The sequence below is a fragment of the Sphingomonas sp. PP-CC-1A-547 genome (genome assembly GCF_003610375.1).
GTDB lineage: Bacteria > Pseudomonadota > Alphaproteobacteria > Sphingomonadales > Sphingomonadaceae > Sphingomonas.
The window spans coordinates 23,818-36,742 of sequence record NZ_RAPZ01000010.1 but is presented as its reverse complement, the minus strand read 5'-3'; the positions used below and the strand labels follow the sequence as shown (position 1 = coordinate 36,742).

Genomic DNA, 12,925 nt, shown 5'->3' with positions numbered 1-12,925 from the left:
CTGCATGGCTAAAGTCGAAATCTACACCAAGGCGTTCTGTCCGTATTGCACGCGCGCGCTGAAGCTCCTCGCATCGAAGGGGGTCGAGCCCGAGCAGTTCGACGTCACGATGGGGGGCCCGAAAAAGGCCGAGATGGTCGAGCGGTCGGGCGGTCGCATGACCATGCCGCAGGTCTTCATCGACGGTAAGCATATCGGCGGATCGGACGATCTGGCCGCGCTCGATGCGAAGGGCGGCCTCGACGCACTTCTCGCCTGATGGCGAAGATCGGCGTCCTCCAGATGACGAGCGGGATCGATCCCGCCGTCAACGCCGCGACGCTGGTCGAAGCGATCCGTGACGCGGGAAAGGCCGGCGCGGCGGTCCTGTTTACGCCTGAAATGTCCGGGCTGATCGATCGCGATCGGTCTCGTGGCGCGTCTTCCATTGTCGCCGAGGATACGGATCCGGTGCTCGCTGCCGTGCGTGCTGCGGCCGCCGATGCCGGTGTCTGGGTTCATCTGGGATCGCTTGCCGTGCGGCGGCCCGACGGCAAGTTCGCCAATCGCGGGTTCGTCATCGACGCGGCCGGGACGATCCGGGTGCGCTACGATAAGATCCACCTGTTCGACGTCGACCTCCCGACCGGCGAGAGCTGGCGTGAGTCCGCCGCCTACGCCGGTGGCGACGCGGCGATCGTCGTCGATACGCCGGCAGGACGCCTTGGCCCGTCGATCTGCTACGATGTGCGGTTCGCGGATCTCTATCGTGCGCTCAGCGATGCAGGCGCGACGATCCTCTCGGTTCCGGCTGCCTTCACGCGCCCGACCGGCGCCGCGCACTGGCATATCCTGCTGCGCGCGCGGGCGATCGAGGCGGGTGCATACGTCGTCGCAGCCGCGCAGACGGGTATTCACGCGGACGGACGCGAGACCTATGGTCACTCGCTGGTCGTCGATCCATGGGGTGACGTGATCCTCGACATGGGCGGGACGGCAGGGCTTGCCTTCGCCGAGATCGATCCCGCTCGCGTAGAGCAGGTCCGGTCGCGCATTCCGGTGATCGCCCATCGTCGCGCGATTCCCGCCGTTACCAGCCTGTCGTGATCGTCTTCGACCTCAGATGCGGCGGCGGGCACGTGTTCGAGGCATGGTTCGGATCTAGCGACGCGTATGAAAGCCAGCGCAAGGCGGGGCAGGTGCAATGCCCGGTCTGCAATGATGGCAACGTGACCAAGGCGGTCATGGCGCCTGCAATCGCGTCGAAGAGCAACTCCAAGCCCTCTCCGCCGAGTCCGGAGGCGCTAAAGGCCGCGATGAAGGTGCTTGCCGCGCGACAGGCCAAAGCGCTCGAATCGTCGGAATGGGTCGGCACCGCCTTCGCCGATCGCGCCCGCGCGATGCATCTCGGCGAGGAGAAGCAGGCGACGATCCACGGTCAGGCCAGTCTCGCCGAAGCGAAGGCACTGGTCGAAGAGGGCGTGCCGGTCGCCCCGCTGCCGCTACCCGTCGTGCCGCCCGAAAAGACCAACTGAGCCGCGTTCAGGCCCAAGTTCAGGCAACGTGTGGCGGAAGAGGTGGGATTCGAACCCACGGATGAGTTACCCCATCGCTGGTTTTCAAGACCAGTTCCTTAAACCACTCGGACACTCTTCCACGCCGCTACCCGGCGAACCGGGAGGATGGCGTCTAAGCGGAGAGCGTCGCGATCGCAACCACCGCGATGTGCCGATCTGGTATGTGTGGACGCGTGCGCGCGTGCGATTGCGCAGGAGGCGGAGCGTCGGCTAGGCCCGATCCATGGACCTCGACGCGATCTCGCAGCATTTCTTCGGCACGACCGACATCGATACGCTCAGCCCCGAGGCGCTGGAGGCAGGACGCGAGCGCGTGTCGATCGCGTTCGGGACCGAGCGGGAGGCGGGGCGACGGTTTGCGCTCTGGGCGGTCCTGCGTGCGACCGGCGCGGCGCCCGCGCCGCACGTCGCGTTCAAGGATGCGCGGGAGATTCGCGCCGCCGAAGCCTATGCCGCGGCGATCGGTTTCGCCGAACGATCCGACGACTGAAGCGATGATCAGGCGGCGCGGCGATCCAGCAGCGCGCGGTCGATCCTGCGGATGAGGTCGGCGATCTGCGGCCGATCATAGCTCGCAGTCAGATCGTGATGGCTCGGCGACGCGCACATCCGCTTGCCGACCAGCGCGAAGATATCCTGTTTATGTGCCATCGATCTGCTTCCCTTCCGATTCCGCCGTTATGCCGGGCAAGCGTTAACCAAAGGTTCGGGACGGATTCGGATGCGGTTAACCATTGTCGGCGGCGATTCACGCAACGCTCGCGGCGGTCCGGCGTTCTAGTCGCACAGCGGCCGTATCGCACGGTCCGCAGCGCGCGGGGATCGATCCACTGACCAGACTATCGCCGGCACAATCGCCCGTTCATCCAAAGGGTTGGACCGTCCTGGAAAGCGTTCGCGCGCTTGCGGCGGACTGGGATCGCAGCAATGGCGAGGAGTCGTTTCCGGCCGACCGCGTCGCCGCGCTGCACGAAGCGGGGGCGCTAGCCGAATTCATCGACGTCTCGACACCGGCGCGGACCGATGCGCTGGTCGACGTGCTGCGGGCGATCGGTGGCGCGGACCTGAGCCTTGGCCGCGTATTCGAGGGGCATGTGAATGCGGCCCAACTCTTGTCGGCGTACGGCGATGATGCGCAGCGGGCAGCCTTGGCGGACGATCTCGCAGCCGGTCGCGTGTTCGGCGTCTGGAATACCGAGCCCACGCCCGGCCTGTCGATCCGGCAGTCCGCGCCCGGCGGCTGGGTGCTCGACGGCCGCAAGAGTTTTGCGACAGGGGCGGGGCATCTCGACCGCATCCTGGTGACCGCGCGCGACGCGACCGGCGGCAAGCAACTCGTACTCGTGCCGATCGCTGGCGAAACCGCACGCGCCGACAATAGCGGGTGGCAGGTCCGCGGGATGCGCGGGACGTGCAGCGGGCTCTTCGATTTCTCCGGCATGCCGATTGGTCCCGAGGGAATGATCGGTGCGCCCGACGTGTACGAGACCGAACCGCGGTTCAGTGCCGGCGCGTGGCGGTTCACCGCGGTGCAGCTCGGCGCGATCGAGGCGCTGGTTCGGCATCTGCGCGATCATCTTGTCGCGACCGGCAAGGGCGACGACGCGATCCAGCGCGCACGGTTCGCGACGTGTCTGACCGAAACGCGCAGCGCAGGGCTCTGGGTTCGGCGCGCTGCACACCTTGCGGAGACGCAGGCGGCGGAGGCGATCCCTTTCGTGCTGATGACGCGGGGTATCGTCGAGGAGGCGGGCTTGAAGACGATGGAGGCGGCGGCGCGCTCGGTCGGCACCGCGTCGTTCTTCGCGGCCAGCCGGATCGACCGGATCACGCGCGATCTGGGGCTCTACCTGCGCCAGCCGGTCCCGGACTTGGCGCGCGACCGGGCGGCGGCGGCGTGGCTTGAGGATGATTGCTGGGGCGACGATCGGTGGTGGTAGCGCCGGGCGGCAAGGCCTGGAGCAATCTTACGCGGCGGGCACGGCGGATGTCGGCTAGGACGGCGGCGGGGCAGGGGCCGTGGCTAGTGCTGGCGCCGCATCCCGATGACGAGACGCTCGGCTGCGGCGCGTTCATCGCCGCGGTAACGGCGGCTGGCGGACGTGTTCATACCGCGTTCCTTACCGATGGCGCGGGATCGCATCCGGATGCGCCGGGCTGGAGTGGAAAACGGATCGCGGGGCTACGGCGCGGTGAGGCTCAAGCGGCGTTGAAGGCGCTGGGCGGTGAGCAAGACGCGCTCTATCTCGATTGGCCCGACGCGTCGCCGGCTTCTAAGGGCGATCCGCTGTTCGTGCGCAGCGTCGATCGACTGGCGGCGTGGTGCAAAGCCCGCGGCGTTAGTCAGATCGCTGTGACATGGTCCGGCGAACCGCATTGCGACCACGAGGCCGCAGCCGCACTGGCCGCGGCGGTGGCGAGGCGCGCGCGTTGCCGTCTCTGGCAGTATCTCGTCTGGGGCTGGACCGTTCCCGATCTGACCGAGCGCCTGCGCGGTGCCCGCGTGCTGTCGATCGCCACCGCATCCGGTCGCCCCAGACAGCGTCGCGCGATGGCGTGCCACCGGAGCCAGCGCGGCGGGCGGATCGTCGGCGCGCGCGAGAACTTCCGGCTGCCCAACGCGATGATGCGGCTGATGGACCTGCCGAACACCTTGTTGCTGGAGACCTGCGATGCGCCGTGAACACTCGATCGAGCCCGAATATTTCGAGGCGCTCTACAAGGACAAGGGCGACCCGTGGGAGTTCGAGACCAGCTCGTACGAGGCGGCGAAGTATGACGAGACCTTGGCCGCGTTGCCGAAGGAGCGGTTCGAGAGCGCGTTGGAGGTCGGCTGCGCGAACGGCGTCCTGACGGCGCGGCTCGGTGCACGCTGCGACGCGTTGCTCGCGCTCGACGTGTCGGAAACCGCGGTCGCGGCTGCACGGGCGCGGTGTGCAGACCAACCGCATATCCGCATCGAACAGCGCCGACTTCCCGAAGGCGCTCCCCCGGGGACGTTCGACCTGATCCTGCTGTCGGAGGTGGTCTATTACTGGGACAGCGCGGACATTGTCCGGCTGGCCGCGTACGTCCGCTCGGCGGCGGCGTCAGGCGGGTATGTGATGCTGGTCCACTGGATCGGCGAGACCGACTATCCCAAAAGCGGGGACGATGCCGTTGCCGAACTGCACGCTGCGCTCGGTGACGGCGTCACGGTCGTTCGCAGCGATCGGCACGAAGCATATCGGCTCGACCTCTGGCGGCTGGAAGACGCGCGTTAGGCGGATGAGCGTCTGCGCCTCGCGGATAGCGGCGGGCAACGTCGCGAAGCTGAGCTGATCGCTCGGGTTCGCGGAGGCGGGATCGAGCGCCGCCGTCACCGCATAGGTCTCGTGCAGCGGCGCATCGACCGGCTGGTCGATCCACCGCGCGACTGCGTCCGCCATGCCACCGGGCGCACGACCTGAAATTCGGCAGGACGTGAAGACGCGGACGTCGAGCGGGTGCCGAACCTGCCCGCCATGCGCCCGGATCCGATCGAACAGCGCGCGGTCTTCGGCAACGGGTGGGGTAGGGGCGCCACCGATCCGGCGGTACATGGCGTGCGTCACCGCGATGCTGGCGCCACCCTCATAGAAATGGCGTGGCCAGGGATCATGGGCTTCGGTCTCGGCGCGCGCGCGCAGATAATCGAGCGCGGTATAATAGCGCCCGAGCTGATCGAGCCGCCGCCGTGCCGCCACGCCGAGGCTTGCACGGTCGGATCGTAGCGTCAGCGCACGACCGGCCACCGCGTCGTTGCCCGCATCGATATGTGCAACGATACGGACGATCCAGTCCGCGGCCACGTTCGTATCCGCATCGGTCGACAGCAGCAGATCGGTATGATGCGTGAGCAGCGCGGCACCAGCGTCGAGCGCAAGGCGGCGTGCCCAGCCGGCGTGCCGCGCACCCGGCAAAAGTGAAACGGCCGACCATGCGAGGGTCGCATGCGCCGGCCGCCAGTTCGTCAGGATATCGATCGTGCCATCGGTGCAGTCGTTCGCCATTGCGACGATGACGACCTTGCCGCCGTAGCGCCCCGCCGCACGATCCAGCGCGTCGAGGCAGCCAAGCAGATACTGGTCTTCGTTCTTGACCGGAATGGCGATCGCCACCGCACGCTGAGCGTACGGTGGCGACGGCCCGGGTTTGAACGAAGCGATCAAGCCGCCTCGGGGTTTTCGAACGCTGGCGCGTCGAGGTCGACGTTCAGTTCGCGGTCCCAGATGCGGAGCTTGGCGAGCGTCTTGAGGAACGCATCGACATCGCCCTTGCCGCCGAGCGCGATCACGCCGTCGTCGATGTCCTCGTCCTCGATGCCGGCCTTTTCCAGGAACGGTTTCGCCTCGGCGTTGAAGCCGATGAACTTGGCATGCCCGAACGCATCGCTGACGAAGTCCTTGGCGGTCTTGTCCTTGCCGAGCTTCTTCGCCCCGTCCGCCGACACGACGATCGCAACGGCGTCGTAGAGCACCGAAGGCGCGCCATCGATCTTCTGCTTGCCTTCCGCGAGCGTCCCGTCGTCGAGCGTCGCACCGGCAACCTTCGGTGCGATGATCTCGTACGTGGCCTTCGCCGCGACAATCCCGTCGACCAGCGCCTGGACGATCGCTGCGGGTGCACCGTCGGTTACGAGGATGCCGAGCTTACGACCCTCGAAGCTACCGCTGGTGTTCTTCAGGATGCTGAGCGCATCCGACACCGGCAGGTCGGTGCGCGGCTCGACCGCCGCCTTTGCCTTTGGCGGCATCGCCTTGAGGCCGAGACCGGTCGCGACCGTCTTAGCGAGCTTCTCGTCGATGTTGAGCAGATGCCCGACCATCAGCTTGCGGATATCGACACGCTCGACCTTCGACAGCTCGAACGTCAGCGCATCGCCGATGTGCTTCTTCTCGATCTCTGTCTGGCTGATGAAGAACTGCCGCGCCTGGCTGTAGTGATCGGCGAACGTCGCCGAACGCAGCTGCGCCTTGCGCCCCGTCTCCTGCGACGGGAAATGCTTGTATCCCTTCGAAGGGCTTTCGCGCGGGCCGTCCCAGCTGTTGGGCTCATAGTTCACGCGACCCTTGGGGTTGCGCATCGCCATGTGACCGTCCTGCTGGTAGTTCTTCACCGGGATCTTCGGCGCATTGATCGGGATATGCGTGAAGTTCGGGCTACCGAGCCGCTTCAGCTGCGTATCGAGATAGGAGAAGTTACGCCCCTGCAGCAGCGGATCGTTGGTGAAACCGATCCCCGGGACAACGTTCTGCGTGCAGAACGCGACCTGCTCGGTCTCGGCGAAGAAATTGTCCACCAGACGATCGAGCTTGAAGCTGCCGATGATGCGGACCGGGATCTGCTCTTCGGGAATGATCTTGGTCGAATCGAGCACGTCGAACTCGAAATTGTCGGCGAACTCGTCGTCGAACAGCTGCACACCCAGATCCCACTCGGGGAAATTGCCCTGGCTGATCGAGTCCCACAGGTCGCGGCGATGGAAGTCGGGATCGGCGCCGTTGATCTTGACCGCCTCGTTCCAGGCGACCGACTGCAGGCCCAGCTTCGGCTTGAAGTGGAACTTGACGTAAGTGCCCTTGCCCTCGGCGTTGATCAGCCGGAACGTATGCACGCCGAAGCCTTCGACGAAGCGGAAACCGCGCGGGATCGTGCGATCGGACATGATCCACATGACCATGTGCATCGATTCCGGCGTCAGGCTGATGAAGTCCCAGAAATTGTCATGCGCGGTCTGTGCCTGCGGGAAGCCGCGATCGGGCTCCTGCTTGGCGGCATGGATCAGGTCGGGGAACTTGATCGCATCCTGGATGAAGAACACCGGGATGTTGTTCCCGACAATGTCCCAATTGCCTTCCTTGGTGTAGAACTTTGCCGAGAAGCCGCGCACGTCGCGGGCGAGATCGGCCGAGCCCTTGTTGCCCGCGACCGTGGAGAAGCGGACGAACATCGGCGTCTGCTCACCGACTTCGGTCAGCACGCCCGCGCTGGTGAACTCTTCGAGACTTTCGTTCAGCGTGAACGTGCCGTGCGCGCCATAGCCGCGCGCGTGGACGACGCGCTCGGGGATACGCTCGTGATCGAAGTGGAAGATCTTCTCGCGGAAATGGAAATCCTCGAGCAGCGTCGGTCCGCGATCGCCGACCTTCAGCGAGTTCTGGTCGTCGGCGACCGGGATACCCTGCTGCGTCGTCAGCACGTCGCCGTCGCCGCTGGCGATCTGGTGCAGTTCGCCCCCTTCGCCGACCTGCGTCTCGAACGTCGCGCCCTGCGGGGGCGTGCCGGTATCCTTGGCGATGGTCTTGGTCATGTGCCGTCCTCGTAGCTTCTCAGGACCCACAGCGCGCGGGGCGGGCTAAGAGTTGCACCGAAAACCGCCACTTAACGCAGATCAGCAAGATTACGGGGGGAGGGATAGAAGGCGGGCCGGAGCGCGTTGGGGGCGGGATATTCTCAACCGAAAGACTAGCCATGCATATCGACCTGACAGGCCAGGCCGCGATCGTCACCGGTGCCAGTTCGGGGCTGGGACGCGCTACCGCGATCGCCTTTGCCGCTGCCGGTGCGCGCGTCGCGGTCAACTACAACAGCAGCGAGGATAAGGCGCGCGAGGTCGTCGAGCGGATCGAGCAGGCCGGTGGCGAGGCGTTCGCCTTTCAGGCCGATACCTCCGACGAAGCCGCGGTCATCCGCCTGTTCGACGAGACGGTCGCGCGGTTCGGCGGGGTCGACGTGGTGTTCGCCAATGCCGGCATGCAGAAGGACGCCGCCTATGCCGACCTGACGCTGGAGGACTGGAAGCGCGTCATCGACGTCAACCTGACCGGCCAGTTCCTCGTCTCGCGCGAAGCCGTGCGGCGGTTCCGCAAACAGGGCGACCGCGGCGTCAGCCGGGCGATCGGGAAGATCCTCTTCATGAGTTCGGTGCACGAGGTCATCCCCTGGGCAGGCCACGCCAATTACGCGGCGTCGAAGGGCGGCAGCGGGATGCTGATGCGGACGCTCGCACAGGAGGTCGCCGGCGACCGTATCCGCGTGAACGGCATCGCCCCCGGCGCGATCGCCACTGCGATCAACGCGGATGCGACGGCGAATCAGGGCAAGCTGCTCGAACTGATCCCCTACGGCCGCGTCGGTGATCCCGACGACGTCGCCCGCGCGGCGCTGTTCCTGGCGTCGGATGCGGCAGATTACATCGTCGGGTCCACCCTGACGATCGACGGCGGCATGTCGCTCTATCCCGGCTTTCGCGACAATGGTTGAGCCGGCCACGACGCCGATCGCCGATCACGGTGCGATCGGCAATCTGGAGACGATCGCGCTCGTCGATACGACCGGCTGCATCGATTATCTGTGCTGGCCGTGCCTCGACAGCGCGACGGTATTCGCGCGCCTGCTCGATGCGGACAAAGGCGGGCATTTCGCGATCGAACCCGATCTGCCGGACGCGCGCGTCGTGCAGATGTACCTGCCCGAGACCAACATCCTGATGACCCGCTGGATGGGTACGCAGGCGAGCATCGACCTCGTCGACCTGATGCCGGTGGGGAACGCGGACGAGGACGTGCCGTCGCGGCTGGTCCGCCGGATCACGTGCACGCGCGGCGAGGCGACGATCCGCATCCGCTGTGCGCCACGGTTCGATTACGGGACCGAAGGGCGAACCGCATCGGTCACGGGTCGTGAGGCGGAGGTATCGCGCGGCAGGTTCGACCACGAATGCGGGCTCGCGCTGGCGTTGCATGCCAAGGCGTCGCTGGTCGCCGATGGCTGCGACCTGACCGCGGAGATCGTGCTGGCAGAGGGCGACACCGTTTCGCTGGTGCTCAGCAACCCGGACGACGTGTCGCTCGATGCCAAGGCACTCGACGCGGTCGTCGAGAAGGACATCGCCTATTGGCGCAAGTGGAGCCGCCAGTCGCTGTACCGCGGACGCTGGCGCGAGACCGTCGAGCGCTCCGCGATGCTGCTCAAGCTCCTGACCTCGCGCAAGCATGGCTCGATCGCGGCGGCGGCTACGTTCGGCCTGCCCGAAGCGCCCGGCGGCGTGCGCAACTGGGATTACCGCGCGACCTGGATCCGCGATTCGTCGTTCACCGTCTACGCGCTGCTGCGACTCGGCTTTCAAGACGAGGCGGTCGGCTTCATGCACTGGGCGATGGACCGCGCGCAGTCCTGTTCGAAGGGGCATCTCGGCGTGATGTACGCCCTGGACGGCGGTGATGTCGCGTCCGAGCGCAAGCTCGATCTCGCCGGGTTCGAAGGCGCATCGCCGATCGTCGTCGGCAACGACGCCAATGGCCAGACCCAACACGACATCTACGGCGCGCTGCTCGACGCGACCTATCTCGGCAGCAAATACGGCGAGCCGCTCGCGCACGATTCCTGGCAGGCGATCATCCGGGTCGTCGACCATGTCTGCGATACGTGGCGCGATCCGGACTCGGGCATCTGGGAAGTGCGCGGGCCGGACAAGGAATACCTCCATTCGCGCCTGATGAACTGGGTCGCGGTCGATCGTGCCGTCCGCCTGGCGCAGAAACGCTCGCTTCCCGCGCCGCTGGTCCGCTGGTCGGAAACGCGAACCGAAATCAGCGACGATATCTGGGCGAATTTCTGGAATGACGATCTCGGCCGCTTCGTTCGCGCGAAAGGGGATACGCCTGAGGATAAGGCGGTCGACGGCGCGTTGCTGATGATGCCGCTGGTCCGCTTCATCGGCCCGACCGATCCCAAATGGCTCGCCACGCTGAAGGCGATCGGCGACGACCTGTCCGACGACGGGCAGGTCTATCGCTACAAGATCGACGACGGCCTGCCGGGGCAGGAGGGGACGTTCGTCGCCTGTTCGTTCTGGTACGTCGAATGTCTGGCAAGGGCAGGTCGGCTCGACGAGGCACGGTTCAACTTCGAGAAACTGCTCGCGCATGGCAATCATCTCGGCCTGTTCGCGGAAGAGATCGCGCAGGACGGGACGTTCCTCGGCAACTTCCCGCAAGCGTTCAGCCACCTCGCGCTGATCAGCGCCGCCTTCTACCTCGACCGCGCACTGAACGATGGCGGGCCGAGGGCATGGGCCTGAGGAAACTCCAGGCGTCTGAACGGGTTACGATATCCGACACTTTGAGGAATACGCCATGAATCTCGATATCGCAGGCAAGATCGCACTCGTCACCGGCGCCGACAGCGGCATGGGCAAGGAGACCGCCCGGATGCTGTTGCAGGAGGGCGTCCGCGTCGCGATCACCGACCAGCCCGGCGGCGATCTGGCCAAGAGCGTCGAGGATCTGAAGGTGCTCGGCGAAGTGATCGCGGTCGAGGCGGACGTAACCAGGCTCGACGACGTCAAGACGCTGTTCGCCAAGGTCCGCGAGCAGCTCGGCGATCCGGATATCCTCGTCAACTGCGCAGGCGTGACCGGCGCGACCGGCGATTTTCTGGAGGTCGACGACGAGGGGTGGCACTCGACGCTGAACATCAACCTGATGGGCGCGGTGCGTGTCTGCCGCGAGGCGATCCCGGCGATGCGCGCCGCCAAATGGGGCCGCATCGTGCTGATGAGCTCGGAGGATGCGGTGCAGCCCTATGTCGACGAGCTCGCCTATTGCGCGTCGAAGGCAGGGATCTCGAGCCTGTCGAAGGGGCTGTCGAAGGCGTATGGCTGCGACAACGTGCTGGTGAACACCGTGTCGCCCGCGTTCATCGCGACGCCGATGACCGACAAGATGATGCAGAAGCGCGCCGACGAGAAGGGCATGAGCTTCGACGAGGCGATCGAGACATTCTTGGAGGAAGAACGCCCTGGGATGACGCTGAAGCGCCGCGGCAAGGCGGACGAGGTGGCGTCGGCGATCCTGTTCCTGTGCTCCGAGCGCGCGAGCTTCATCAACGGCGCGGATATCCGCGTGGACTCCGGCTCGGTGATGACGGTGGCTGGGTGACGCGGACGGTCTCGGAGCAGAACAGAAGAATCCTCCCCCGCCAGGGGGGGGTGGCAGGCGCAGCCTGACGGAGGGGGAGGCAGGCGAAACCCCTGTTCTGTGTCCTCCCCCTCCGTCGCTCCGCGCCACCTCCCCCTGGCGGGGGAGGATTGCAGAGTCGCTCTATCCCTCGAACAAATCCTTAAACTGCCGCGGTTGCGACCGCAGATACTGCTTCGGCGCCTTCACCTTGCCGCCAAGGTGCGCCGCCGCATGCCAGGGCCAGCGCGGATCATACAGGATCGTCCGGGCCAGCGCGATCATGTCCGCATCGCCGGTGCTGATAATCGCCTCGGCCTGCTCGTAATCGGTGATCAGCCCGACCGCGACGACCGGGATCGACACCGCCTGCTTCACCGCCCGCGCCAGTGGCACCTGATAGCTCGGCCCGACCGGAATCTGCTGCGCCGGCGAATTCCCGCCGCTCGATACGTGGATCGCGCTGCACCCACGCGCTTCGAGCGCCTTGGCAAACGCCACGGTCTGCTCCGAATCCCAGCCGCCCTCGACCCAGTCCGTGCCCGACACGCGCATCGTCACCGCCCGATCGGCCGGAAACGCAGCGCGGACCGCATCGAACACTTCGAGCGGGAAGCGCATCCGGTTCTCGAGGCTGCCGCCATAGTCATCCTCACGCCGGTTCGACAGCGGCGACAGGAACTCGTGCAGCAGATACCCATGCGCACCGTGCAACTGGATCACGTCGATCCCGAGCCGTGCCGCGCGCACCGTCGCCGCCACGAACGCATCGCGCACCTTCGCCAGCCCCTCACGGTCGAGCGCGACCGGGTCGTTCTCCTCGGGCAGGAACGACACGGCAGATGGCGCCTCGGTCTGCCACCCGTTCGGCGCGCCCGGCGCGATCTGGAGCCCGCCCTTCCACGGCACCTCGCACGACGCTTTCCGCCCGGCATGTGCAAGCTGGATCGCGATCGGCATGTCGGACCAGTGCCGCACGCTCTCGATCACGCCCGCCATCGCCGCCTCGGTCGCATCGTCGTACAGTCCGACGTCGCCGTAGGTGATCCGCCCTTCCGGCAGCACCGCACTCGCCTCGATCGTCAACAATGCCGCGCCGGACAGTGCCAGCTGTCCCAGATGGATCTGGTGCCAGTCGTTCATGCAGCCGTTGACCGCCGAATACTGGCACATCGGCGCGATCACGATGCGGTTCGCGAGCGTCAGATTGCCGACCGTAAGCGGCTCGAACAGTTTCGGGCCGCTCATGCGAGGATCGATCGGATGGTGTAAGGCATGTGCATGTCCTTGATACGTAGAAGAGTGCGGCGAAAACTCGCTGCTGCTGGCGGAACATAGGAACGGGCGGGCGGGTTTCATGGCAAGGAATGCTGCACCGCGATAAAGCCG

General features: G+C 66.1%; 13 protein-coding genes, 1 tRNA gene and 1 pseudogene. 10 read left to right on the top strand and 5 right to left on the bottom strand.

Annotated features, from left to right (window positions below; translation table 11 throughout):
- Positions 1–4: 4 nt before the first annotated feature.
- From grxC to C8J39_RS00820, 3 genes are read left to right on the top strand one after another with little or no spacing between them, the layout of a single operon-like run.
- Positions 5–259, top strand: coding sequence for a glutaredoxin 3 (gene grxC, locus C8J39_RS00830; protein WP_056063132.1), 255 nt, complete (start codon positions 5–7; stop codon positions 257–259).
- Positions 259–1,086 (top strand): carbon-nitrogen hydrolase family protein, encoded by an 828-nt coding sequence (locus C8J39_RS00825; RefSeq protein ID WP_120298943.1) that lies wholly within the window; start codon positions 259–261, stop codon positions 1,084–1,086. The genes grxC and C8J39_RS00825 overlap by 1 nt, the downstream gene beginning before the upstream one ends.
- Positions 1,083–1,514, top strand: a complete 432-nt coding sequence (locus C8J39_RS00820; RefSeq protein ID WP_120298942.1) for a DUF1178 family protein — start codon at positions 1,083–1,085, stop codon at positions 1,512–1,514. Before C8J39_RS00825 ends, C8J39_RS00820 begins: the two co-directional genes overlap by 4 nt.
- A 31-nt stretch (positions 1,515–1,545) precedes the next feature.
- Here C8J39_RS00820 and C8J39_RS00815 read toward each other — a convergent pair.
- Positions 1,546–1,635: transfer RNA gene (locus C8J39_RS00815), tRNA-Ser, on the bottom strand.
- 144 nt (positions 1,636–1,779) lie between these two features.
- Here C8J39_RS00815 and C8J39_RS00810 point away from each other — a divergent pair.
- Entirely contained in the window at positions 1,780–2,046 is a 267-nt protein-coding gene (locus C8J39_RS00810) for a hypothetical protein (protein WP_120298941.1), read from the top strand.
- A gap of 8 nt (positions 2,047–2,054) precedes the next feature.
- Here the strand turns inward: C8J39_RS00810 and C8J39_RS18595 are convergent, their stop codons facing one another.
- Positions 2,055–2,207 carry a hypothetical protein gene (locus C8J39_RS18595; RefSeq protein ID WP_156348872.1) on the bottom strand — a complete coding sequence of 51 codons (153 nt, stop codon included), beginning with the start codon at positions 2,205–2,207 and terminating at the stop codon, positions 2,055–2,057.
- 83 nt (positions 2,208–2,290) lie between these two features.
- Between C8J39_RS18595 and C8J39_RS00805 the strand changes: the two genes are divergently transcribed.
- From C8J39_RS00805 to C8J39_RS00795, 3 genes are read left to right on the top strand one after another with little or no spacing between them, the layout of a single operon-like run.
- Entirely contained in the window at positions 2,291–3,496 is a 1,206-nt protein-coding gene (locus C8J39_RS00805) for an acyl-CoA dehydrogenase (RefSeq protein ID WP_120298940.1), read from the top strand.
- Positions 3,487–4,239 (top strand): PIG-L deacetylase family protein, encoded by a 753-nt coding sequence (locus C8J39_RS00800; protein WP_120298939.1) that lies wholly within the window; start codon positions 3,487–3,489, stop codon positions 4,237–4,239. Before C8J39_RS00805 ends, C8J39_RS00800 begins: the two co-directional genes overlap by 10 nt.
- Positions 4,229–4,819, top strand: a complete 591-nt coding sequence (locus tag C8J39_RS00795; RefSeq protein WP_120298938.1) for an SAM-dependent methyltransferase — start codon at positions 4,229–4,231, stop codon at positions 4,817–4,819. Before C8J39_RS00800 ends, C8J39_RS00795 begins: the two co-directional genes overlap by 11 nt.
- Before the next feature lie 510 nt (positions 4,820–5,329).
- On the opposite strand, the pseudogene C8J39_RS19010 reads toward C8J39_RS00795, so the two are convergent.
- Positions 5,330–5,695, bottom strand: a pseudogene (locus tag C8J39_RS19010) (glycosyltransferase); the annotation flags it as partial.
- A gap of 47 nt (positions 5,696–5,742) precedes the next feature.
- On the bottom strand, positions 5,743–7,887 hold the full coding sequence (locus C8J39_RS00785; protein ID WP_120298936.1) for a catalase: 2,145 nt from the start codon (positions 7,885–7,887) through the stop codon (positions 5,743–5,745).
- Between the two features lie 161 nt (positions 7,888–8,048).
- Here C8J39_RS00785 and C8J39_RS00780 point away from each other — a divergent pair, with 161 nt between their 5' ends.
- Genes C8J39_RS00780 through C8J39_RS00770 form a run of 3 tightly spaced genes read left to right on the top strand, consistent with a single transcriptional unit; the run spans position 8,049 to position 11,518 of the window.
- Entirely contained in the window at positions 8,049–8,840 is a 792-nt protein-coding gene (locus C8J39_RS00780; RefSeq protein WP_120298935.1) for a glucose 1-dehydrogenase, read from the top strand.
- Entirely contained in the window at positions 8,833–10,659 is a 1,827-nt protein-coding gene (locus tag C8J39_RS00775) for a glycoside hydrolase family 15 protein (RefSeq protein WP_120298934.1), read from the top strand. The genes C8J39_RS00780 and C8J39_RS00775 overlap by 8 nt, the downstream gene beginning before the upstream one ends.
- 55 nt (positions 10,660–10,714) lie before the next feature.
- Positions 10,715–11,518 (top strand): SDR family NAD(P)-dependent oxidoreductase, encoded by an 804-nt coding sequence (locus C8J39_RS00770; RefSeq protein WP_120298933.1) that lies wholly within the window; start codon positions 10,715–10,717, stop codon positions 11,516–11,518.
- A 162-nt stretch (positions 11,519–11,680) separates the two neighbouring features.
- Here C8J39_RS00770 and C8J39_RS00765 read toward each other — a convergent pair whose 3' ends face one another.
- Positions 11,681–12,784 (bottom strand): NADH:flavin oxidoreductase/NADH oxidase, encoded by a 1,104-nt coding sequence (locus C8J39_RS00765; protein WP_120298932.1) that lies wholly within the window; start codon positions 12,782–12,784, stop codon positions 11,681–11,683.
- Positions 12,785–12,925 lie beyond the last annotated feature (141 nt).

Coding starts and splice junctions, on each gene's coding strand:
- C8J39_RS00795 (WP_120298938.1), top strand. CDS start 4,229: ATGCGCCGTGAACACTCGATCGAGCCCGAATATTTCGAGGCGCTCTAC.
- C8J39_RS00775 (WP_120298934.1), top strand. CDS start 8,833: ATGGTTGAGCCGGCCACGACGCCGATCGCCGATCACGGTGCGATCGGC.
- C8J39_RS00765 (WP_120298932.1), bottom strand. CDS start 12,784: ATGAGCGGCCCGAAACTGTTCGAGCCGCTTACGGTCGGCAATCTGACG.
- C8J39_RS00770 (WP_120298933.1), top strand. CDS start 10,715: ATGAATCTCGATATCGCAGGCAAGATCGCACTCGTCACCGGCGCCGAC.
- C8J39_RS18595 (WP_156348872.1), bottom strand. CDS start 2,207: ATGGCACATAAACAGGATATCTTCGCGCTGGTCGGCAAGCGGATGTGC.
- C8J39_RS00825 (WP_120298943.1), top strand. CDS start 259: ATGGCGAAGATCGGCGTCCTCCAGATGACGAGCGGGATCGATCCCGCC.
- grxC (WP_056063132.1), top strand. CDS start 5: ATGGCTAAAGTCGAAATCTACACCAAGGCGTTCTGTCCGTATTGCACG.
- C8J39_RS00810 (WP_120298941.1), top strand. CDS start 1,780: ATGGACCTCGACGCGATCTCGCAGCATTTCTTCGGCACGACCGACATC.
- C8J39_RS00785 (WP_120298936.1), bottom strand. CDS start 7,887: ATGACCAAGACCATCGCCAAGGATACCGGCACGCCCCCGCAGGGCGCG.
- C8J39_RS00780 (WP_120298935.1), top strand. CDS start 8,049: ATGCATATCGACCTGACAGGCCAGGCCGCGATCGTCACCGGTGCCAGT.